Consider the following 20590-nt stretch of genomic DNA (forward strand, 5'->3'; position numbering starts at 1 on the left):
ATCAGGAACCAGATTTGGAATAATGTTCATGATACAAATCGAAAGGGATGAGAAGTTCATGCTTCATGCAGCACACATCATTTTATATAGTACAAATGCGGACGCGGACCGGATTTTCCTCCGGGATGTGCTCGGATTAGGAAGTGTTGATGCTGGCGGCGGATGGTTAATATTCAAGCTGCCTCCTGCGGAAATTGCTGTACACCCAACAGAAGGAGTCAGCACGCATGAGTTTTATTTTATGTGCGAGGATATTGAGAGGACGCTTGCGGATTTAACCGCTAAAGGCGTGAAGATCTCACGGACAATCAGCAATCAAGGATGGGGCAAGCTTGCCGCCATCAAGCTGCCAAGCGGTGCCGACTTGCCGATCTATCAACCGCTTCATCCTACAGCCTTCGATCTCGAAGGGTGAATACGACGAAGAGGCCATCTCATAAGGGATGGCCTCCATCATTTTTACTTCGTATAGCATGCGTTGCAGGTTACATGGTTTGTCCGCTATCCACGGCGATGATCTGCCCCGTCATCGCTTCCTGCTCCAAGGCGGCAATGATCATGGCTGCTATATCGTCAGGCGTGGATATCCGTTGTAAGGGAAGATTGGGGGCAAGTCGATGCATTTGTTCTTCTCGTCCTTCCCACCATCTTGTTGCAACAGCTCCAGGCACGATACAGTTCACTCTGATCGCGGGGGCAAGCGCACGCGCTAGCGATTTCGTAAGTCCATGTACGGCTGCTTTGGAGACGGCGTAGGGGAGCGAGGAGCCAAGGCCTGTCAACCCTGCGATACTGCCGAGATTAACGATTGCGCCAGCTTGATTGTTCTTCATATAAGGAGCTGCTGCACGAGCGCAGTTGAACATGCCTTGGACGTTCACGCCGAACAAGTCGTTCCACACTTCAGTCGTAATCGAATCCATATCGCCCAATGGAATATGCTTCGTAATGCTCGCGTTGTTGACGAGTATATCGATGGTTCCGAACTGCTCGACTATTGTATCGACCATGCTGCGTACTTCCCGTTCTTGCGAGACGTCTGCTTGAATCGTGATGGACCGCCCGCCTTCATTGCGAATTTGCATTGCAGTATGTTCTGCATCCGATTGCGATTTGGAATAATTGATGACGACAATCGCGCCTTTCTTGGCGAGTGCATAGCTGGTTGCTCTTCCTATCACCGTTCCTCCGCCCGTTACAAGTGCCACTTTGTCCAACATGTCCATTGCAGTACACCTCCGATTTGATTGACTTTATTGTAATGGCGATAGGTGGTTTTGTATAATTGAACTAATTGAATAGATGGTTCAAAATTATTGAACTAGGCAGGGGAGATTGCTCTGGATCTCAAAACATTAAAAACGTTTCAAGCGATCGTGAGAAACGGCAGCTTCAATCGCGCTGCGCAAGAGCTTAACTATGCGCAATCCACCGTAACGATGCAAATTCAGAAGCTGGAGTCGGAGTTGGGCGTAACGTTATTGGAACGCGGCAAAGAATTGACCCTTACGGAGGCCGGGCGGCTGTTCTATGAGCAGAGTTTGTCGATCGTGCAGCGCATGGAGCAGCTTCAGAACCATTTGCACGACTTGAAAGAGGGGGTAGCGGGACATGTCCGCATCGGAGCAACGGAGCCGACCGCGAGCTTCCGCTTGCCTGGCATCTTGAAAGCGTTCATGGCCGAATATCCCAATATTCGCATTTCGATTGAAATTGCGAATACACCGGTTTTAACCGAACGGATGTTGGCGGGGGAGATTGACTTCTCGCTTACAACGACGCCTGATAGAGGTGCGAATCTCTATTTTGAACCCTTGTTCCAAGAAGAATTTGTCGCGTTCATGCCCGAGCAGCATCCGCTTGCACAGCAGCAGACCGTCGCGCCGGAGGACCTTCAAGGTTATCGGGTGCTCATTACTTCGGCGATTTGTCCTTACCGCAAGAAGCTGGAGATGGTGCTTCGGGACAAGGGGAATGTGACGCTCGATACGATGGAAGTTGGGAGCATGACGGCGTTGAAGTCGTATGTGGAATCTGGGCTAGGGATCGCGCTCATACCCCGAATCATGGCAGGTTCATCGTTGAATGGGATGAAGGCGAGGGAAGTCAGTGGAGACCTCATCCACATGACGTCTGGGCTTGCATGCAGAGAGTCGTCTTACCCGCTGCAATTGGCGAGCCGGAAGCTCTATCAATATATTAAGCAGCAGCTAAGCGAAGAGTCCTATCTATTAACTTAAGTGCAACGGAGGGTTTGCAGTGTTTCGAATCATGATCGTTGAAGACGACGAGAAAATACGGGCAATCGTAACCGATGCCTTGCGCAAGTGGCAGTTCGAGGTGGTGGAGACAACTTCTTTCCATGACCTTATGAATGTGTATAAAGCTCAGCAGCCTCACCTGATCCTCTTGGATGTGAACTTGCCCGTATACGATGGATTTTACTGGTGTCAGCAAATACGTACGGTATCCAAGGTTCCGATTATTTTCTTGTCCTCGCGAAGTCAGAATATGGACGTAATTATGGCCATTAATATGGGCGGGGATGATTACATCCAGAAGCCGTTCGACCTTGGTATTCTCGTGGCCAAAGTAAATGCGCTGCTGCGTCGTAATTACACGTACCAGGATGATAATATGCAGCTTACACGTCATCAGCTCGTCCTGCATTTGTCCAATTCAACCGTTCGATATCAAGATCAGACAGCGGAGCTGTCTCGCAATGAGTCGCTAATTATGCAGACAATGATGCGTAATGCCGGGCGTATCGTGACGCGTGACGAGCTGATGCAGGTGCTGTGGAACGACGACCAATTCGTCGACGACAATACGCTGACGGTTAACGTGAACCGTCTACGACGCAAGATCGCCTCGCTTGGGCTGGAAGAGTTCATCTCGACGCGCAAAGGATTGGGGTACATCGTCGAATGAAGATCGCACGCTTCCTCCGATATGAACGGTCGTATCTTCTCCTGTATGCGGCGATGTTCCTCCTTACGATCGGCGTGTTCTGGGCTGACCCGGGGATGTTCATCCAATGGCAGACGCTGCTCTACGCCTTCATCCTTGTTGCGCTGCTGCTTGCAGTTTTTCTCATTGCGCGATACATGACCGTGCAGCATGCGGTGCGCAACCAGAACGACGAGGATACCGAGCCGTTGTCGCTTGAGGCGGAATCCTACAAGGATGCGATGGATGAAGCGAGGATTGCACATATTCATGCCCTTAATGAGGTCCAAGCAAGACAGAAGGAATATTATGATTTCATCGTATCGTGGTTTCATGAAATTAAGACGCCGATCGCGGTGCTGCGGCTTATGCAGCAGACCAATGTTGAGCTCAAAGTGATCGAAGACGAGGTGTCGCGCATCGAGCATTACGTCGATCAAGCATTGTACTACGCGAAGCTCGATACATTCAATCAGGACTACGAGATTATGAATATCGATCTGGAACAGCTGGCGAAGGAAGCTGTGAAGGCACATGCCAAGACCTTTATTTCGCGCAAAATAAAAATTCGTCTCGATCTTCCTCCTGCCATCGTGCAAAGTGATCCCAAATGGCTATCGTTCATAGTAAGCCAGCTGCTGTCGAATGGGTTGAAATATACAGAAGAGGGCGGAGAGATCTCGATCTCTTCCCATATGACGCAAGATGAGAGACGGCTTGTCGTCCGCGATAATGGGATCGGCATTGATGCCAAAGATATGCCGCGTGTATTTAATCGGGGGTTCACAGGTGTGAACGGCAGCGTTCATGCAAAGTCGACGGGGATGGGGCTGTATTTGGCGCAGGAGTTGTCGCGCAAGCTGGGGCACTATATTACATGTGAGTCCGTCGTCGGTCAATATTCGGCGTTCACAATCCATTTTCCGCGGAATCATGATCCCTATCTGAATACGGTGCGCTCGTTACACACGGACGCATAGATGAACAGAGGTTGGACAGATGATGTCCAACCTCTTGATTGTGCCGACAACCACCTAAAGTCTTCGGCTTATGATCTTGTAGTACAGGTTCGTGGATGAAACGTAAAGCAGCAAATAAACGAGGAAGTACACCCCGATAATGCCCCATGTGATGCCCGGCAGTTCGGGGAAATTACTGATCGATTCTAAGATGTACGCTTTGATGATCGACCAGCTGTAGAGCACGCTCAATGCAAGCGGTGGAAGGAAGACGAACAGCAGCTGCTTGCGGATGACACGTTTAATCTGCCGATTGTCAACGCCGAGCTTGCGAAGAATTGCGTACTGCTGCCGTTCTTCCGTTGCTTCGCGAAGCTGCTTGAAGTAGATCACGCTGGCAAGCGCGAAAGTCGCAACGAGAGCGAAGAAGCCGCTGGAGAATAACATGAGGGCAGAACCTTCAATTTGCTTCGAATATACATCCGCGAACGACGAGTAGTAGGCGCCGGATGTTTGCGATACAATCGCGTAAACCTGCATGGACAATGCTTCGGCGGTTTTGGCACCTTCGATTGCGTACAGCTCATACGATTTCCTGCTAGCTGCATCACGCAAACTTGCGTACACTTCATCTGATACGACGAATACAGCCGGCTTCTTGCCCATCGATTCGTTCGGATCGGAAGACCAGCCCAGAAAGGCGTAGTCTTTCTTCTCAACGAGCGCGAACGTCGTTGGTTGTTCACTTGGACCGACCTTAACGGCGAAGCTTGGAGCTTCGTCATCCTTGAACGTCCGAGGAAAATCAGACCCCTGCATCAGACCCCTGCGATAATACGACGGCCTCGTTGCCCTCTAACGCCACACGTTGATCGTCCCCGCGTTTACCAACCACTTCGTTATACGCCGTTTCAGATACGAGCTGCACTTCCTGGTCAAAATAGGCAGGTTCATCGAATGCGACATTCATATCCGTGACAGGCGTTGCGACGAGCGTCTCGTGTGTCAAATGGTATTTCACGCTATGCTCGGAGTCGCGAATCATCGTATCCATTCGATTCGTCGTGTCCGCATCCAACGTCTGAAAGGCAATGTCATTCGGCAAATTTCTTCCGACCGCTTCGAACTGCACTTTGTAGTTGATCGTCATGAAGCACATCAACATCATAATCGCCGATCCGAACAACGTGATGAAGGCCAGATTGAGCGTATTGCCTCGTATTTGAAAACGCAGCGATGCTGTCCACAGCACCGTATTGCCTTCGAAATACTTAGCCCGTTTGCTGATGGCATGCAGCAGCCAGCCGGCGAATTGGCGGAAGAACAAGTAGGTTCCAAGGATAATGCCGACACTAGTCGCGATCAAGCTTGGCGTCGAGTATTGCTGCCAGACAACCGAGCCCTTGCCGCTGTAGATAAGCGTGAAAGCAAGGCCGATCAAGAGCACCGCAACGATAGCCCAGATGGAGGATGCACGCACCGGTTTCTCAGCTTTCGCTCTGGCATGGAACAGCTCGGTCAACTGCAACCGGTTCATCATGAAATAGCTTTGCGCGCTGATGATGACCGTCAGAACGAAGAACATCGCCGCGGTCGACGCGATGGCCTCAATCGGGAATGCCAGCGAGATCGCTTGATCGTATTGCATCATATTCATGAGCAGCATGCCGAACAGCTTGGAGAGCAAGCCCCCCGTCAATACGCCGGCAACGAGCGAAATGCCGCTGATGACAAGCGTTTCATAGAAGATCATTCGGACGACTTGCCGTTCGGTTAAGCCATACAACAGGTACATGCCGAACTCTTTTTTGCGCTGGCGCATGAAGAACGAATTGGCATACAGAATGAAGAAAATAATGAACAAGAATACGGTGATAGACGCGATCGTCGCACCGAGCTCGAATATTTCACGATTTTGCAGCGCGTTCAGAACGTCACTGTTGAACATAAGCGATGAGAAGGTGAATTGAACGATAACGCCAGCTATCATCGCGAAGAAATAAATCGAATAAAGACGGAAATTCCGTTTGACGTTGCGCAGTGTAAGCTCGAGCAAACTCATCTTCGCTTGCCTCCCAACAAGCTTTGATTGTCGAGAATTCGATCATAGAATTGCTGCCGGGTTTGTTCGCCTGCATAGATCTCGTTCACGATGCTTCCATCCCGCAGGAAAATAACCCGTTTGCAGTAGCTTGCCGCGTAGCCGTCATGCGTAACCATCAGAATGGTCGTGCGAAACGTCTCATTCAAGGAGACGAGCTGCTCGAGCAACTGCGTCGCGGAGCGGGAATCGAGTGCGCCCGTCGGTTCGTCCGCGAATACGATCGCCGGATTCGTTATTATGGCTCTAGCGGAGGCGACGCGCTGCTTCTGTCCGCCGGACAATTCATTCGGATATTTCTCTAGAGTTCCTTCGATGTTCAGGGCTTGAACGATGGGAGCCAGTCGGCGTTCCATCTCTTCGGACTTGAACCGACGAAGGGAGAGGGGAAGCAGGATGTTTTCTTTGGCGGTCAGCGTATCGAGCAGGTTGTAGTCTTGAAAAATAAACCCGATCCGCTCCTGCCGGAATTGTCTCGCCGCTTGTTTCTTCATATCAAGCAGTGACTTGCCCTCGAGTATGACATCCCCGCCGGACAGACGGTCGATCGTCGATAACACATTCATTAGCGTCGATTTGCCGGAGCCCGATGGCCCCATTATGGCGGTTAGTTCCCCTTCATGGATCGTAAGGTCGATATTCCTCAACACCGACGTCGTTCCGTAGCTTTTGGATAGATTGGTCGTTTGAATAACGGTCTGCACAGTAGGTTCCCTCCTTCTATATCCCTTAATATAAATGGCTGCGAATATTGTATCCATCGAACTACGCGTGTTCAAAGTGACGGAGTTGTCACTTTATCGTTCGGTAACAACAGCATGTTAAAAATCCAGTTGACAGGACACTGAATGGTGTCCTATACTTCAATAAGACACCAAACGGTGGCCGATTGAACCGGACCAACCGACTATAGGAGGAATAAGGATTATGGCAATCGTGTTTGTTATTCTGCAAAGTTTTCTGCTCGTTGCAATGGGATTTGGCGGGGCTGGCAAGATAGCGGGCTCCAAGAATTGGGTGGACATCTTTGATTCGCTCAAACTTCCGCAATGGTTTCGGGTCGTTACGGGAGTCGTTCAATTAGCTGGGGCTGCTGGACTTGTGATCGGTTATTGGAATAAGGAAGTGGCGGTATGGGCAGGACTTCTCCTTGCGTTCACGATGTTCGTCGGATTCCTATCCCACTTCAGAGTCAAGCACTCCGTCGGGCAGGCGGTACCGGCACTGATCCTTACACTAGTCGGTGCGGCTTTGATTGTTGTGCAAGCCTAACAACAGAGGACATTGTTTGCAATTGTTCGCGACTAATAATAAATAAGGAGAGATGATGATGTCCTGCATCGTTGATTTTAAGAATGTGTCCACCGTTGGTTTAGAGTCCTCACCTGTAGTAGAAGCGCTTGCTGGATTGCGTGCGAATGAAGCGCGATATTTTATGACCAAATATAAGCATGAATTTACGGTTGTTCCCGCAAGCGAGAGCCAGGAGAACCTGGATTATGTGAATCGAATCTTGAAGGAAGAGCGTAACCTGGCGTTCTCGGCGAAGCCGCTCGAGACGTCGAGTTTCCAAGTCGAGAATATCAAATTTACTTACGTCTTTTACGAGGATGGGCTTGCCCTTAACGTAATGTACACGGTGGATGACCCGAAGAAGCGAGCAGTTGGTTTCAAACTGTCGGAGGGGATGGAGGTACCGAAGGAGCTGGAAGAGAAGTTTAAGTTTGCAAGGCAGAAATCGAAGCTGGCTGGAACAATTCGGGGCTCGTTCTTCGTTATTAAAGGAGAGTATTAAAGCAAGCAACGCAGTCGTTTCGTATAAGACCAGCTGGTAAGGAACTCAGATAACGCTATTGGGACCAAATGGTGCCGATCGAAGGCCAAGGAACTCAGATGACGCTATTACGCTGCAAATCGCTGATTGAGGCCGACTAAGTACGGAATAACATCCGTACAGTTCCTTGCACAATAGAGCAGCCTCATTCGATCGAATAGTGTACCTATAGTTCCTTAGTGCGAAACTAACCACTTCAACTAAACAGCGCTTCCAATGTTAGTACATGTCGAACAAGGAGAATGAACGTATGGCTAACAAACGACTTAAAAGGGGAGCTATTGTCGTTATCAGTGCTATCATTATGGTATGGATCGTGAGTTTTTTCTCACCTGAGTTAGCAATAAGAAGGCATATCTTCTTGCACTTAAGACCCATACAGAGTTTAACAGCAGATATAACGGACAAGGAAAGACACGATCTGCAGCATGGGCATCTTTATGAGGTAATTGGATATACGGATCCCGTTACCAGGGATGACTTGGGTGTATTCTATCTGCGAAAACACTGGATGTTCTGGACTGTTGCAAGTGTTGGCACAGGGAATTAACCTACCAAAGAAATGGCGGTGCAGGGAAGACTCGCTGACACCGCCATTTCTTTGTTTTATTATCCACAGAGGTTCATCTCGCTGCAGCAGCAGTTTTACCGGGACTTGTAACGCGCACGATCAGATGGAACAGCACACAACCGACCATGCCGCCGGCCGTATTCAGAATTAAATCGTCCACGTCGAACATACCGATGCTGCACACAAGCTGCGTACATTCCAGCAGCAGACATAATGCAAAGGATAGAATGAACACTAAGCCGTACGTCCAGGTGTCAAGCTTCGTGCCGCGAGTTAGATAGGGAACGAAAATCCCGAATGGGATGAATAAGCCGATATTGCCGTATAGCTGAATATATTCGTACACGGAGTGGCTGCGCAGATTCTCTGCAATCGTACGGAACGGCGTGAGGTTAGCCATGTCCAGCCGATAATGGAGGCGGCTCATATCGTGAATCGCCCAATTGGCCTGCCGCAACAAGAACATCAGATCCACGTGACCGAACTTGAACAATATAATCTTTGTCAAAATATACAGGTATACGACGAACAGCACCGTCACCGGAATGGATCTCATCGCCCACTTATTTCTCATCACTTGCATCCCGCCTTTCATGGAACAAGTATAGGGAAGGGGGTTTAAATTAATGTGATGGTAATCCTTAAATTTTCATAAAACAGTTATATCGAATGAGCTAACCCAATAGCGGCCGCTTCCTGTACGCAGCAGGAGGTGGTCGCTATTGTTTTATTCCTCTCATGAAGCGTAATTGATGTAAACATGTATTCCTATTGCAAAATCGCAAAATTCGCTATTTTTCACGCAGATGAAGTAGTTAAATAGTCGCTAATAGTAGGTATAAATATTCGGTATGATTAATTCGTGAGGGGGAAGTAGCGAGAAAATATACTTATTTCGGCTGTAATAGATTACTAGGTCATCCTCGTCATTCTCCACTGTTCAAGCGTCTTCCAACAAGTTGATCGAGTGTCTATTGCGCAGAAGGAGCGCCATGATGCGAACCGCCTTGATGATAGCGGCTGTCATGCTGCTTATGCTCGGAACCGCCTTTGCGATCACTGTCGTACTGGCGGTCGATATGCTTGAATCGGACGCAGCGCTGATGGCTCTGTTCGTAAACAGCCTGCTGCTGCTTGATTTGACTTTCCTCATTTTTCCTGCGATCATGATCTACTTTCTACTTCCCATTAAGCGAAATCGGCTGAAGAACGGAGGAATCGCTGACGTTCAACAAGGTGTGCAGACGGAAACGGCTTCAATTATTCGGGTTCATAAAAGCATCCAGGAGCATACCCATCATCTCGTGCAAGCAAGCGAGCGACTGCAGTTATGCTCAGAACAGCTTACGCTTGCTGGCAAACAAATCGAGATGCGCACGGCTGAACTATCGCAGCTCGCACACCTAACGGACTCGGCCCATTGCAAGAACTGCCTAGATAAACAAGAGAAGCAGCTTGCCAATTACAACGACGATGTCCCTCGTATGAATGATCCGATTTCCACTACCACGATGTCTAATCGAACGTTCGTCGCAGCGGCGATGGAGCAGCAAACAGCTTGCGTGCCGGAGGAAATTTCCGTTGCCGTCGCCACAGCTCCAGCCACCTTTGAAGTTGATCAAGAGCATCCATTAGAGTCGGGTCTGCAGCGAGCAGCGCAATCTAACGGTCGGGATGCATACGAGTATGGTCGTTACGCGAATCTGAACAACCGGGAATGGGGCTGCGATGTGCAGATCCTTGCAGTTGACGGCGAAGTTCATCAGCTGCATGCGATATCGAGCTATCTTCAGCCTCTAGGTTGGACTATCACAACGGCGCTCTCAGGCGCCGATGCCCTCCGTCTTATCGAGCAGAATCGATTCGATCTCGTTCTGCTAGACTCATCGCTGCCCGGCTCCTTCGTGTCGGGCAACGAGATGTGCGTGCAGCTTCGCCAGTCCTATTCGCCAGAGGAGCTGCCGATCATTATGATGATGTCGATGTGCGTTCCTGAGGAAATCATTCAATGCTTCAAGTCCGGGGCTAACGATTATTTGCCCAAGCCGTTCATAGGTCAGGAGCTGATAGCGCGTATCGAAGCGCGGCTGCGTCTGCGCAGGCTGGAGCTGCGATCGAAATCGATTTTGTCCAAGGTGGAGGTCGAGGTGCTTCGTTATTACAGCAGCAATCCAGGTGCGTCGCGAAGAGCAATCGTTGAATTGATGAACCATGATCGGGAGCATCCGATCGCAGAGAAGACATTGGCGAATCATATTACGAGCATTCTGCGCAAAACAACATGCTCCCGCATGTACGAAGCAGTCGCAGTTGCGAAGCGAAATAGCTGGATTTGAGCATCAACTTGTTCCTGTTGTGCTGAAGATCAAATACACGAAGCTGTCCGACATTCGGGCAGCTTCTTTCAGCTCTATAAGCAGTCCTAGCTGGACTAGGACAACCCCAGATGGGCGGGGTCCTAGCGGAATTAGGTCTGGAATGGCAATACAACAGCACGTATGATTCGGAAACGGAGGAGCGTGATGCTATGAAGCTATCGGTCATCATACCCAGCTACAATTCCGACCGACTGCTGCTCATGGGATTGGAGCTGCTTATGAAGCAGCTAGTGAAAGATGATGATTGTTATGAAATCATCGTCGTGGACGATGGCTCGGACGACATGACAAGATTCCATGTTGAACAGCTGCAAGGCCAGTTCGATCAACTGCACTACGTACACCGTCCAAGGGACAGCGATTCGTGCAGATCGAGAGCGCGCAATCTCGGCATTCAGGCGAGTACAGGGGATATCTTGTGTTTCTTCGACAGCGGCATCCTCATCCCGCTGGATGGACTTGCCCGAATAGCAGATTATTATCGCAACCGCCCCGAGAGCAGCAGTCATGTATGCATGCTTTACACGTACGGGTTGAGGGTAGATCCAGCGCTTACCGACATTTCTATCCTTAACGGCATGAGCTTCGAAAGCGCTAATAGTTACGTTCCCTTGCTTGCAGGAGAGGAATGGCAGGACTTCCGTCATGACGTTTTTCGCAGAGATGTGAGCGCAGTAGCTTCGCCATGGTATTACGGCTTCTCTTGCGCGATTACGGTGCCAGCAGCTCTCGCGAAGAGGATCGGCGGCTTCGACGAGGCGTATCTTGGATGGGGAGTAGAAGATATCGATTTCAGCTACCGACTATTCCAGCAAGGCGCCGCCTTCCATCATCCGAAGGGACTGGTCGCCTTTCATTACCCGCATCCGATTCATCGCTCGGAGGAGAAGCGAAGCAATGAAAGCCGCAACAAGGCGTATATGCATGCCAAGTTCAATGAACTGGAGACGGAGCTGTACTTGATCTATGAAGGGCCCATGTACACCTTTGTCATGGAGAAATTGAGAGTTCTACGCATGTCGGATGTGCTTCCGGCTCCTTACTCGGAGCATTCGCTCGAAGAGCTGCGATGCGTTCATCTGGATGGCATGAGCAGATCGCTGCTGATTGGGCCGGATTGCGCTGGCACAGCAGAGCTGCTGCCGACAACACATCTATTCGCGCATAGCCGCCCGCTGACGGAGCTGTACCAGCAGCAATTAGCAGATAGAACAGTCGAGTATTTGCTTGGATGTCGTACAGCTTACGAGGGTCAATATTTTGATGTGGTAATCGTATCGGATTTATTTCGGTTGTTCTCGGCTGACTTTCAGGAGCATTGGCTGCTGGAGCTGTCGAGGATCGGCAAGAAGGTCGTTCTGCTCGTGTCCGACCGTTTCCATGAGCGGTTTAATCAGGTGCTGAACAGTGGAATAGGCGAAGAGCATGTCGTTATACCGAATCCAGTCCAGCGGAAGCTGTTCATGGAGCGGGTGTATCAGACAACGGAATCGGAGCTGAAGGAGCGAATTGCTGCGTACCCGCGTGTCAGTCTATGGGCGATGTCCCATTCGAACGCATATGACTATGAAACCGAAGGAGTTGTTAATCATGAGTAAGCTAGAAGAGCTGCAGTCGTACATTACGGAGGTATGCGTAACGAAGATGAATATGGAAGCGCCGCAGGAGATCAATCTCGAGGATAACGTGGAGAAAATGTTCCAGCTCGATTCCATCTCCATGATGGAGCTGATCGTCAACTTAGAGGAGCGTTATGGCTGCAAAGTGCCGGATGAGGACCTAGCGGAGCTGGGACTGAAGAGCCTGCCGGAACTGCTCGACTATCTGGAAGGCCGAAGCGTGCATGCGTAATCGCGTTGTTGTAACAGGTTACGGGATCATAACTCCGTTCGGGTATGGCGATTCGTTCATCCGATCGCATGTATTCGAAGGCAGGCATGCTTTCTCGCCGGTTCGGAGCTTCGATACGACAGGAACATGCGCGAAGTGGGGAGCAGAGGCACCGATAGCAGAGCGATCGTACCGCGCGTTCAATCGATACTGCTTGGAGCAGGCGCTGAACATGTCTGGACTTGATCCGACGGTTGATCAGGCGCTGCTGGCGGATGCAGTCGTTGCAGTCGGCAATCTGGGTGAAGGCAATGTGCTGATGCCGTATTATGCGCAGTTCCAACCGACGGGAGATGGCAGCTCGGCCTCACGAATCGAACATGAATTCCAGACCATACACGCAAGTGAGCCGGTGTCGATTCATGATTCGATTCCTTCGGTTCATGCCGATGAGATTGCCGCTCGGATCGGCTCGAGCGGCAGCTGCGTCGCTTTTACTAACGCGTGTGTAGCTTCCGCGAATGCGATTGGCTACGGTTATGACCAGATTCGGTATGGCAGATCGAATTGTGCGTTCGTTGGAGGCCTTCATGTGCTGCATCCGAAGAACTTCTACCAATTCGATTCGAGCCGCGCGATGGCGGATCATACGGTTCGTCCATTCTCGAGAGGGCGGACGGGGCTCCTCATCGGAGACGGCGCAGCCATTATCGTGCTGGAGAATCTGGAATCCGCATTGAAGCGGGGAGCCAAGCCGCTGGTCGAAATCGTTGGCTGGGGCGTAAGCTCGGACGGCTTCCATGTCACACAGCCGGAGCCGGAAGGACGCGGACTAGCATGTGCAATGGAGACTGCGCTCCGTAAGGCTGGTCTTACATCACGCGATATCGATTATGTGAACGCGCACGGAACAGGTACACCGCTTAACGATCGGTGCGAGACGAAAGCGTATAAGCGTGTATTCGGCGACCTTGCCGCGCAAGTGCCGATAAGCTCAACGAAGTCGACGACCGGTCATATGCTTGAGGCGACAGGAGCCGTAGAAGCGGTCATTAGCATGATCAGCCTGCTGGATCAGCGTATTCCCCCAACAGCCAACTACGAGGACCAGGATGAAGGGATGGATCTGGATTATGTGACCGAAGGCGCTCGCAGCTTGCCGCTGCGAACGGTGATGTCCAATTCCAGCGCATTCGGCGGCAACAATTGCAGTCTTATTTTGCAAAGGGGAGATTGGGATGACAGCATTCGGACTCAATGAGCGGCAGCAGGGTGATCTGGCGTGGATGGACCGCGAGTTTGTGCTGACAGGCTGTTCCTTCGTATCGGCTGATACCGAAGTGCCAGCCATACGAGGCTTCGTACGCTCCCCATTCAACCCGCTTATTCATTACAGTGTGATGAACGCGGTGAAGGCATCGGATGTGCTTGGTTGTGATGTTCCGACGACACAACGCGGCATTGTACTCGGCAGTCAGTTCGTTGATGCCGTGACGGATGAAGTGACGAGCACCGAACTTCTGCTCAAGCAACGAGTGAGTCCGATCATGTTCCCGCAATCGGTGCCAAGCGCGATCATTGGTTACGTTGCCAAGGAGCTTGAGATCCATGGACCGATGTCCTGTATCGGGGCGACGAGGCTCGGGACGTACAGCGTGCTGCTTCAAGCGGCGGATTGGCTGGAGGAGCAGTCGGCAGCATTCGTTGTTGTCGTCCTGTGCGACGTGCCGTCCCGCAAGGCGGAGCAATGGATCCTTGACCATATGGATACGCACGGTAGGAACATCGCCTTCGGCGGCGGGAGCGTATGCGTCATCATGGAGAAGCAAGAGACAGCGATACGAAGAAATCAACCAGGTATGTCGATTCAATCGTTCTATGATGTGATGAATCCTTCATCGCAATCGAGCTTTCACGGTATGGCAGGCGGTTTCGAGTCGGAGGCCATCTATGCGCATCCATGAAGGTCGGCTTGACCGAATCGCTCTAAGAATATCGAACGTACCGTCAGTTGATCTCTGCCATCGACTCGAAAGCGGATGAGCTGGACCTTGTGGGCTGCGTGGGCAGGCGAGTCGTGGTTGATTTACCGGATTCCTTCACGTTGTTGGAATGGGTGTACGCCTTATGGCAGAAGGACAATCACTTGCTGCTCCTCGATCCACGGCTAACGGCAGCGGAGAAAGCGGAGCGAGAGCGGATGTTTCGTCCAGAGGCGGCGGTAAGAGTGATGCGAGGTGATGTTTCCCTAGCATTCGGTACATTCATCCCAGTCGTAGAGTCAGCGTTAATGAATGTTTCATTAGATGAAAAGATCGTTGATGCACCCGCCGATAGACAGGATGCGCTCACGCAATTCAGCTCCGGTTCAACGGGCATTCCCAAGATGATCGTCCGCTCCAAGCGCTCCCTTCTAGCAGAACTCGCGGATTATGCCACAGAGCAGCATGCACCTGCCAGTGACAGCGTTGTTCTATGCTTAGTGCCGCTCTGTCATTCCTTCGGGTTGTTGTCTGCTGCCGCCCACACGCTTGGACAAGGGGGGACATTAGTGTTCCCTGAGATGCTGAAACCAAGCCTGATGATGCAGACGATTATCGCGCAACAGGTCAGCCACTTGTACGGCGTTGCGTTCCATTATCAGCTGCTGGCTGGCGAATGGGACAAATATACGGACATAGATACATCCTCGTGGCGATCGGACTTGCGTCTGCTCTCCTCAGGCGGACCTTTCCCTGAACCTCTGCTCCATTCGATGCTGGGCCGCGGTCTCCCCGTTGGGCAGCAATATGGGATGAGCGAGGTTGGATATATCGCGGTGCAGTGGGCAGGACTGCCGACAGGATCTGTTGGCTCTGTTGCAAGTCGCTTGCAAGCAGAAGTGACAGATGAAGGAGAGCTTGTGCTTGTATTGGAGCAATCGCCGTATCGATGTGAACAAGCGCAGTGGGAGCCGGATGCAGCGGTTGAAGCAGGAGGAAGACTGTTCACGCAGGATGCGGTCACGATCGACGAGCTGGGGCGCTTGTACATCGGGAAACGCATGAACGATCAATTGAGTATTGGCGGGTTGAAGCTTAGTTTATCTGAGATCGAGCAGGAGCTGAGCGCTCATCCTTCCATTCAAGATTGCTGTGTTGTCAGCTATGAGCAGCCCTTGATCGGAACAGTGCTCGAAGCTTTCGTTGTACGAAGCGGGGAAGCGGATCTGACGGAGACGGAAATAAAGGAGTGGCTCGCCAGTCGGCTCGCTCGTTACAAAATCCCAAGGCGCATTCGTTATATCGATGAAATTCCAGTATCACCGGCTGGCAAGATCATGCGAGGCGCCCTGCTAAAGGAGTATTGCCATGAACCTGCTGCAGCAAATTAAAGAGCTTGTCAGGCAAGCGCGGTTGTTCCCGCACGACGGGGAAGTGGACGATGATGATGCGTCTCTGCTGCTGGATTCCATGTCAACGATCCTGCTTATCACGTCTTTCGAGGACAAATTCGGCATTACAATCGATTACCGCACGGTGGATCTGAACAGCTTCCAATCGATCCGCTCAATTGAGCAGCTGGTTGCATCGCATATGCAAGAGGGCGTCCGATGAAGTGGGCCATGGCGACGGTATCGTTCCGCTACCATCTCTACTCCATGGATCGCATTGAGCGAATGGCACAGTCATGCGGATTTCAAGGGATTGAGTTGTGGGAGCCGCACTATATACGGCATAAGTCGGAGCTGCACAGGCGCATTAACGGGGGCGTGACGCAAGGACAGCTGCCAATTGGCGTCTTGAGCGGCTATCTCGATACAACGGACTTCCGCACATCGGAAGAGGAGTGGCAGGCAGCGCTGCATGCCAAGCTCGACAGCTGCCGTGCAATGGGCATTCCGACGCTTCGTTTGTTCACGGGCACGAAGGCAAGTGCAGATGCAACGCAGCTGGATTGGATGCGGTTCTCCGAGCGGATGAAACGGGTGAATGAGCTTGCAGAACAGATGGGCACGTCGGTTGTATTAGAAACGCATCCGAATACGCTGTTGGATTCCCCGTCATCTGTTAATCGGTTTGCTGAGATGGTTCGGAGAGAAGGCTGGTCGAACGTTGGCCTTAATTTCGATGTCTTCCATGTGTGGGAATTCGGAGGTGGCCTTGTCGCGGAGCGGCTGGCGGATTGGTATGACATCGTCAAACATATTCATCTCAAAAATGCGTCTCGTCCCACATCCGACTTCGACATGCGCAACGTATACCATCCAATGGGAAGGTTCAGCGACTCCATCTCCATTAGCAGCGGTGTCGTAGACCTTGCGCCTCTGCTGCAGCAGCTGCAGGACAGAGGGTATGCAGGTTATGCAACGCTCGAATGGTTCGGAGAAGTCAGCGAAACGTTCTTCCGTCATGAACTGGACAGGCTGAAACAAATGATACTTGTCGCAAAGGAATGAAGTCCATGATCGCAATCGCACAGCAATTGCCGCACCGTTATCCGTTTCTGTTCGTCGATCGGATTGTAGATCAGGTGAACGGACAGCTGGTTAGAGGCTATAAGAATATCACGCATAACGAGTGGTTTCTCGAAGGTCATTTCCCCGATGAGCCGATCGTGCCTGGAGTCATCATTATGGAGGCGATTGCGCAGCTGGCCGCTTTCGTCAACATAGGCAGCGATGAGCATAAAGTCGGGGATGGCAAACCGCAGAAAGGGATGCTCGTCTCGATGAAAGAGATCAAATTCATAAAGCCCGTCGTGCCTGGTGACCGGTTGGATCTGCAGTTTGAAGCAGTCATGCTGCGCGGGCCTTATCTGAAGGGCAATGGTCAAGCTTCGGTCGAAGGCACAATCGTATGCAAGGTTCATGAGATGCTTATCTATTCGCCTGAGCCGGCAAGGAAGGAGACGGCGAACCGTTGAAGCCTACATGGATCTTAATTACGCCAGACGCCTTCCCGTTCAGTAAAGCTGGCGGCATCAGCGACTATGTTTATTCGCTTGGAAGCGCGCTGCGCGATAGCGGCTATGAGGTCGAGATCTATACGCCTTACTATGAGAAGCTGATGCGCGAGCCGTTCGAGCGGCAGCGTTTTGAAGTGGCTGCGGATGCGATAACATTCCGACGCGAGAAAGTCGCATTTACGATTCATCGGACGAGTTATGAGGGACTCCGATACCATTTTGTCCGCCAGCCCGAGTGTTTCGGTAGAGATGAAATCTATGATCGCGGAGGCCGTTACGACCGTAACCTGAATCACTTCTCCTTCCTAGGCAAAACGATGCTGCAAGACATCGCCAAGCGCGAGCTGGGTACAAGCGCTCGGCCTGTCGTCATTCAAGGCAACGACATCTATGCTTCATTATTCGCAGCCTACTTGGAGGAGCGCAGCATCGAGCAGAAGCGGGCGATTACAACCGTGTTCTGTATTCACAATCTCGGCGAGGGCTATATCGCGAAGAAGGAAGTATACGATTACTTCAATGTGGATGAGGAACTGAAGGCGCGCTTCCGCGATGCGCATCGGAATGCTGCGAACTGGACGGAACTGCTGCTGCCGCAGATTGACTATGTCATGACGGTAAGCGATACGTATGCACGTGAATTGGTCCATGGCACGAGTCCGCTCCATGAGAGGCTTGCACAGCGGTATGCGCAAGGTGAATTCCGGGGCTTCCTCAACGGCATCGACAACCGATTCTGGTCGATTCAAGATAGTCCGCTGCTTGATGCTTATCGGACGAATCCTCCTTCTGATATTCGCGAGATGAAGCGCCGTTGCAAGGAAGAGTTATGTGAACAGACGGGGCTTGATGCTGAGCAGCCGTTGTTTATATTCGTAGGACGTATTTGTGAGCAAAAAGGGCTCGACACCATCGGCGCAATCGCTGCCGAATGCCCTGATGTGCAGCTGCTCCTTCTCGGCGATGGCGAGCCGCTTGACCGTTTCATCGACCGGGAAGCGCCCTTACTGGCGAGGCTTGTGCATCTCCAACCTTACAGCGAATCGCTATGCCATCTCGTGATGGCAGCGGGAGATTACATGCTCGTCCCATCGCAGTATGAGCCTTGTGGACTCGTCGCTATGTATGCGGCAAGATTCGGCACGATGCCGATTGTGAGGCATACAGGCGGATTGATCGAGATCGCCGCTCGGATTGAGCGGCAGATCGGAACCGCTTATTCGTTCCATAGCGACGAGGAGGCGCTGGCGCATGTGCGCAGCCTGCTTGCGGTGGAAATGCCTGAGGTTCCGGTGGATAAGCTCGCTGCGCTGGAATGGTCATGGACCGAATCGATAGCGGCGATGGAGCATTTTGTAGATGGCGTTGGAGAACGCGCTCGCTTAACAAGGAGCTTCCCATTATGACGCAGGTCACAACAGGAAGCACGCGATTCCGAACGTTGACGACGGCTGCCCTGCTGCTGGCGATGTTGCTGGCGTCGCTCGATCAGGTCATCATCGCCACCTCGATTCCGCAGATCGCTGCGGATCTTGGAGATATGAAGCATTATGCTTGGGTGTTCTCCGCGTATATGATTGCCGAGCTGCTCGGCATGCCGATCTTCGGCAAGCTGAGCGACATGTACGGGCGCAAGCCGTTTATTACAGCAGCGGTCATCCTGTTCATCGCTGGTTCCATCTTGTGCGGCATCGCGCAGTCGATGCCTGCATTGATCATCTTCCGCGTCCTGCAAGGATTAGGTGCAGGCGCCATCATGCCGATTGCGTTTGCGATCGTATTCGAGATCTATCCGCAGCAGCTGCGCAATCGGATGCAATCGGTTATGTCAGCTGTCTATGCGATATCAAGTGTCATGGGGCCGATCATCGGCGCGGTGCTGACGGATTATTTGAATTGGCGCTGGATTTTCTACGTGAATCTGCCGCTAGGGCTCGTCTCGATGCTGCTGCTGCTCAAGTTCTATCGAGAAACGAGGGTGCAGGAGGAGAAACCGTCGATCGATTGGCCAGGTCTTGTGCTGCTGTTTTCATCCATAGTTGGCCTGCTGCTCTTGTTCGAGCTAGGAGGCAAATCTTTCAGCTGGCTCTCGTGGCCGATCATTTCGCTTGGAATGGTGGCTGCCGTTTCAATTGTAGCTTTCGTTGCGGTTGAGCTAAGGCGAAGCAATCCGTTCATTCCTATCGAGCTGTTCCGAGGCCGAATGTTTGCGATATGTCAAACGGTCGGATTTTTCCAAGGAATGGTCATGATGGCAGCTTTCACGTTCATTCCGCTGTTCATCCAGACCGTTAACGGCGGATCGGCTTCCGAAACGGGCGGCATGATTATGCCGCTGAGCATCAGCATTGTGATCAGCTCTTTCATTGGAGGCAAGCTCGTATCCAGAATCAGCTTCCGCAGTGCGCTGCTGCTCTCCAATGGGCTGATCGTCGTCTCGTTGCTGCTGTTTCGAACGATGGATGCATCAACGCCGGACTGGGGAATCGGGCTCGATATGGTATTGCTCGGTCTCGGGATCGGACTGTCGTTCCCGGTCATCTATAACGTCTCGCTGTCGAGAATTCATCCTTCCCAATGGGGGACGGTCAACGCGCTTATTCCGTTCTTCCGTTCCGTCGGAGGCATCATGGGCGTCAGCCTGCTTAGCAGTATTCAATATCGCGAATTCATGCGCGGTCTGGCTCAACTGCCATCGTCGATTGACCTGTCGGTCGATATAGCGGATGCAGGCAGCTTGCTGCGGCATATTGGGGAGCAAGGAAAAGCTGCAACAGCCGAGGTGTGGCGCACCGCAGCGGAGGCGCTGATGACTTCGATCAGGCATGTGTTTGATTGGTCATTCGTAATTGCACTACTGCCGCTCATCGCAGGATTGTGGATCGGCCGAACGAAGCTGATGACGCATCCTGAAGTTCCGCCGGAGCTGGAAGGCTTGCCGCCTGAGGAGTTAATGAAGCTGCTGCATCAGAGAGAAGCGTGATCGTATAAGTGATAAAAAGGCTGATAAGCTTGGAAATC

General features: G+C 51.6%; 23 protein-coding genes. 18 read left to right on the forward strand and 5 right to left on the reverse strand.

The genetic code is table 11. The features are described from left to right. The first annotated feature begins 58 nt into the window (after positions 1 to 58). Positions 59 to 415 carry a VOC family protein gene (locus tag SBI19_RS00170; protein ID WP_317964178.1) on the forward strand — a complete coding sequence of 119 codons (357 nt, stop codon included), beginning with the start codon at positions 59 to 61 and terminating at the stop codon, positions 413 to 415. A 70-nt stretch (positions 416 to 485) separates the two neighbouring features. Here the strand turns inward: SBI19_RS00170 and SBI19_RS00175 are convergent, their stop codons facing one another. Next, entirely contained in the window at positions 486 to 1226 is a 741-nt protein-coding gene (locus SBI19_RS00175; protein WP_317964179.1) for an SDR family NAD(P)-dependent oxidoreductase, read from the reverse strand. A 114-nt stretch (positions 1227 to 1340) separates the two neighbouring features. Here SBI19_RS00175 and SBI19_RS00180 point away from each other — a divergent pair, with 114 nt between their 5' ends. Genes SBI19_RS00180 through SBI19_RS00190 form a run of 3 tightly spaced genes read left to right on the forward strand, consistent with a single transcriptional unit; the run spans position 1341 to position 3929 of the window. Further along, on the forward strand, positions 1341 to 2240 hold the full coding sequence (locus tag SBI19_RS00180) for a LysR family transcriptional regulator (RefSeq protein WP_317964577.1): 900 nt from the start codon (positions 1341 to 1343) through the stop codon (positions 2238 to 2240). A 19-nt stretch (positions 2241 to 2259) separates the two neighbouring features. Continuing rightward, on the forward strand, positions 2260 to 2931 hold the full coding sequence (locus tag SBI19_RS00185) for a response regulator transcription factor (RefSeq protein ID WP_317964180.1): 672 nt from the start codon (positions 2260 to 2262) through the stop codon (positions 2929 to 2931). Further along, positions 2928 to 3929: a sensor histidine kinase gene (locus SBI19_RS00190; RefSeq protein WP_317964181.1), complete on the forward strand. Its 1002-nt coding sequence runs from the start codon at positions 2928 to 2930 to the stop codon at positions 3927 to 3929. Before SBI19_RS00185 ends, SBI19_RS00190 begins: the two co-directional genes overlap by 4 nt. A 54-nt stretch (positions 3930 to 3983) precedes the next feature. Here the strand turns inward: SBI19_RS00190 and SBI19_RS00195 are convergent, their stop codons facing one another. From SBI19_RS00195 to SBI19_RS00205, 3 genes are read right to left on the reverse strand one after another with little or no spacing between them, the layout of a single operon-like run. Beyond that, positions 3984 to 4727 (reverse strand): ABC transporter permease, encoded by a 744-nt coding sequence (locus tag SBI19_RS00195; protein WP_317964182.1) that lies wholly within the window; start codon positions 4725 to 4727, stop codon positions 3984 to 3986. After that, positions 4714 to 5970, reverse strand: coding sequence for an ABC transporter permease (locus tag SBI19_RS00200; RefSeq protein ID WP_317964183.1), 1257 nt, complete (start codon positions 5968 to 5970; stop codon positions 4714 to 4716). Before SBI19_RS00200 ends, SBI19_RS00195 begins: the two co-directional genes overlap by 14 nt. Then, positions 5967 to 6713: an ABC transporter ATP-binding protein gene (locus SBI19_RS00205; protein WP_317964184.1), complete on the reverse strand. Its 747-nt coding sequence runs from the start codon at positions 6711 to 6713 to the stop codon at positions 5967 to 5969. Before SBI19_RS00205 ends, SBI19_RS00200 begins: the two co-directional genes overlap by 4 nt. A 223-nt stretch (positions 6714 to 6936) precedes the next feature. On the opposite strand from SBI19_RS00205, the gene SBI19_RS00210 reads away from it, so the two are divergent. The 3 genes from SBI19_RS00210 to SBI19_RS00220 all read left to right on the forward strand — a co-directional run bounded on the left by SBI19_RS00210 (position 6937) and on the right by SBI19_RS00220 (position 8393). Then, positions 6937 to 7281, forward strand: coding sequence for a DoxX family protein (locus SBI19_RS00210; protein WP_317964185.1), 345 nt, complete (start codon positions 6937 to 6939; stop codon positions 7279 to 7281). Between the two features lie 58 nt (positions 7282 to 7339). Beyond that, positions 7340 to 7804: a phage tail protein gene (locus SBI19_RS00215; RefSeq protein WP_317964578.1), complete on the forward strand. Its 465-nt coding sequence runs from the start codon at positions 7340 to 7342 to the stop codon at positions 7802 to 7804. 289 nt (positions 7805 to 8093) lie between these two features. Continuing rightward, on the forward strand, positions 8094 to 8393 hold the full coding sequence (locus SBI19_RS00220) for a hypothetical protein (protein ID WP_317964186.1): 300 nt from the start codon (positions 8094 to 8096) through the stop codon (positions 8391 to 8393). Between the two features lie 73 nt (positions 8394 to 8466). On the opposite strand, the gene SBI19_RS00225 is transcribed toward SBI19_RS00220, so the two are convergent. Continuing rightward, positions 8467 to 8988, reverse strand: coding sequence for a VanZ family protein (locus SBI19_RS00225; RefSeq protein ID WP_317964187.1), 522 nt, complete (start codon positions 8986 to 8988; stop codon positions 8467 to 8469). A 418-nt stretch (positions 8989 to 9406) separates the two neighbouring features. On the opposite strand from SBI19_RS00225, the gene SBI19_RS00230 reads away from it, so the two are divergent. The 11 genes from SBI19_RS00230 to SBI19_RS00285 all read left to right on the forward strand — a co-directional run bounded on the left by SBI19_RS00230 (position 9407) and on the right by SBI19_RS00285 (position 20552). Next, positions 9407 to 10750 carry a response regulator transcription factor gene (locus tag SBI19_RS00230; RefSeq protein ID WP_317964188.1) on the forward strand — a complete coding sequence of 448 codons (1344 nt, stop codon included), beginning with the start codon at positions 9407 to 9409 and terminating at the stop codon, positions 10748 to 10750. A gap of 110 nt (positions 10751 to 10860) precedes the next feature. Next, entirely contained in the window at positions 10861 to 12390 is a 1530-nt protein-coding gene (locus SBI19_RS00235) for a glycosyltransferase family 2 protein (protein WP_317964189.1), read from the forward strand. Beyond that, positions 12383 to 12643, forward strand: a complete 261-nt coding sequence (locus tag SBI19_RS00240) for an acyl carrier protein (RefSeq protein WP_317964190.1) — start codon at positions 12383 to 12385, stop codon at positions 12641 to 12643. The genes SBI19_RS00235 and SBI19_RS00240 overlap by 8 nt, the downstream gene beginning before the upstream one ends. Next, complete coding sequence (locus SBI19_RS00245; RefSeq protein WP_317964191.1) at positions 12636 to 13883, forward strand: beta-ketoacyl-[acyl-carrier-protein] synthase family protein; 1248 nt, start codon at positions 12636 to 12638, stop codon at positions 13881 to 13883. The genes SBI19_RS00240 and SBI19_RS00245 overlap by 8 nt, the downstream gene beginning before the upstream one ends. Continuing rightward, complete coding sequence (locus SBI19_RS00250; protein WP_317964192.1) at positions 13861 to 14586, forward strand: beta-ketoacyl-[acyl-carrier-protein] synthase family protein; 726 nt, start codon at positions 13861 to 13863, stop codon at positions 14584 to 14586. Before SBI19_RS00245 ends, SBI19_RS00250 begins: the two co-directional genes overlap by 23 nt. 47 nt (positions 14587 to 14633) lie before the next feature. Then, complete coding sequence (locus SBI19_RS29505) at positions 14634 to 15995, forward strand: class I adenylate-forming enzyme family protein (protein WP_348538003.1); 1362 nt, start codon at positions 14634 to 14636, stop codon at positions 15993 to 15995. Continuing rightward, entirely contained in the window at positions 15973 to 16218 is a 246-nt protein-coding gene (locus tag SBI19_RS00265) for a phosphopantetheine-binding protein (RefSeq protein WP_317964193.1), read from the forward strand. Before SBI19_RS29505 ends, SBI19_RS00265 begins: the two co-directional genes overlap by 23 nt. Further along, the gene (locus SBI19_RS00270; protein ID WP_317964194.1) at positions 16215 to 17060 is read left to right on the forward strand and encodes a sugar phosphate isomerase/epimerase family protein; all 846 of its coding nucleotides are present in this window, start codon (positions 16215 to 16217) and stop codon (positions 17058 to 17060) included. The genes SBI19_RS00265 and SBI19_RS00270 overlap by 4 nt, the downstream gene beginning before the upstream one ends. Positions 17061 to 17065: 5 nt before the next feature. Next, a complete protein-coding gene (gene fabZ / locus SBI19_RS00275) occupies positions 17066 to 17527 on the forward strand; it encodes a 3-hydroxyacyl-ACP dehydratase FabZ (RefSeq protein WP_317964195.1) in 462 nt (153 codons plus the stop codon). After that, positions 17524 to 18975, forward strand: a complete 1452-nt coding sequence (locus SBI19_RS00280; protein ID WP_317964196.1) for a glycogen/starch synthase — start codon at positions 17524 to 17526, stop codon at positions 18973 to 18975. Before fabZ ends, SBI19_RS00280 begins: the two co-directional genes overlap by 4 nt. After that, positions 18972 to 20552: a DHA2 family efflux MFS transporter permease subunit gene (locus SBI19_RS00285; protein WP_317964197.1), complete on the forward strand. Its 1581-nt coding sequence runs from the start codon at positions 18972 to 18974 to the stop codon at positions 20550 to 20552. The genes SBI19_RS00280 and SBI19_RS00285 overlap by 4 nt, the downstream gene beginning before the upstream one ends. Positions 20553 to 20590 lie beyond the last annotated feature (38 nt).

Origin of the sequence: Paenibacillus sp. CCS19, from assembly GCF_033239625.1 — a bacterium.
Classification (GTDB): domain Bacteria; phylum Bacillota; class Bacilli; order Paenibacillales; family Paenibacillaceae; genus Paenibacillus_T.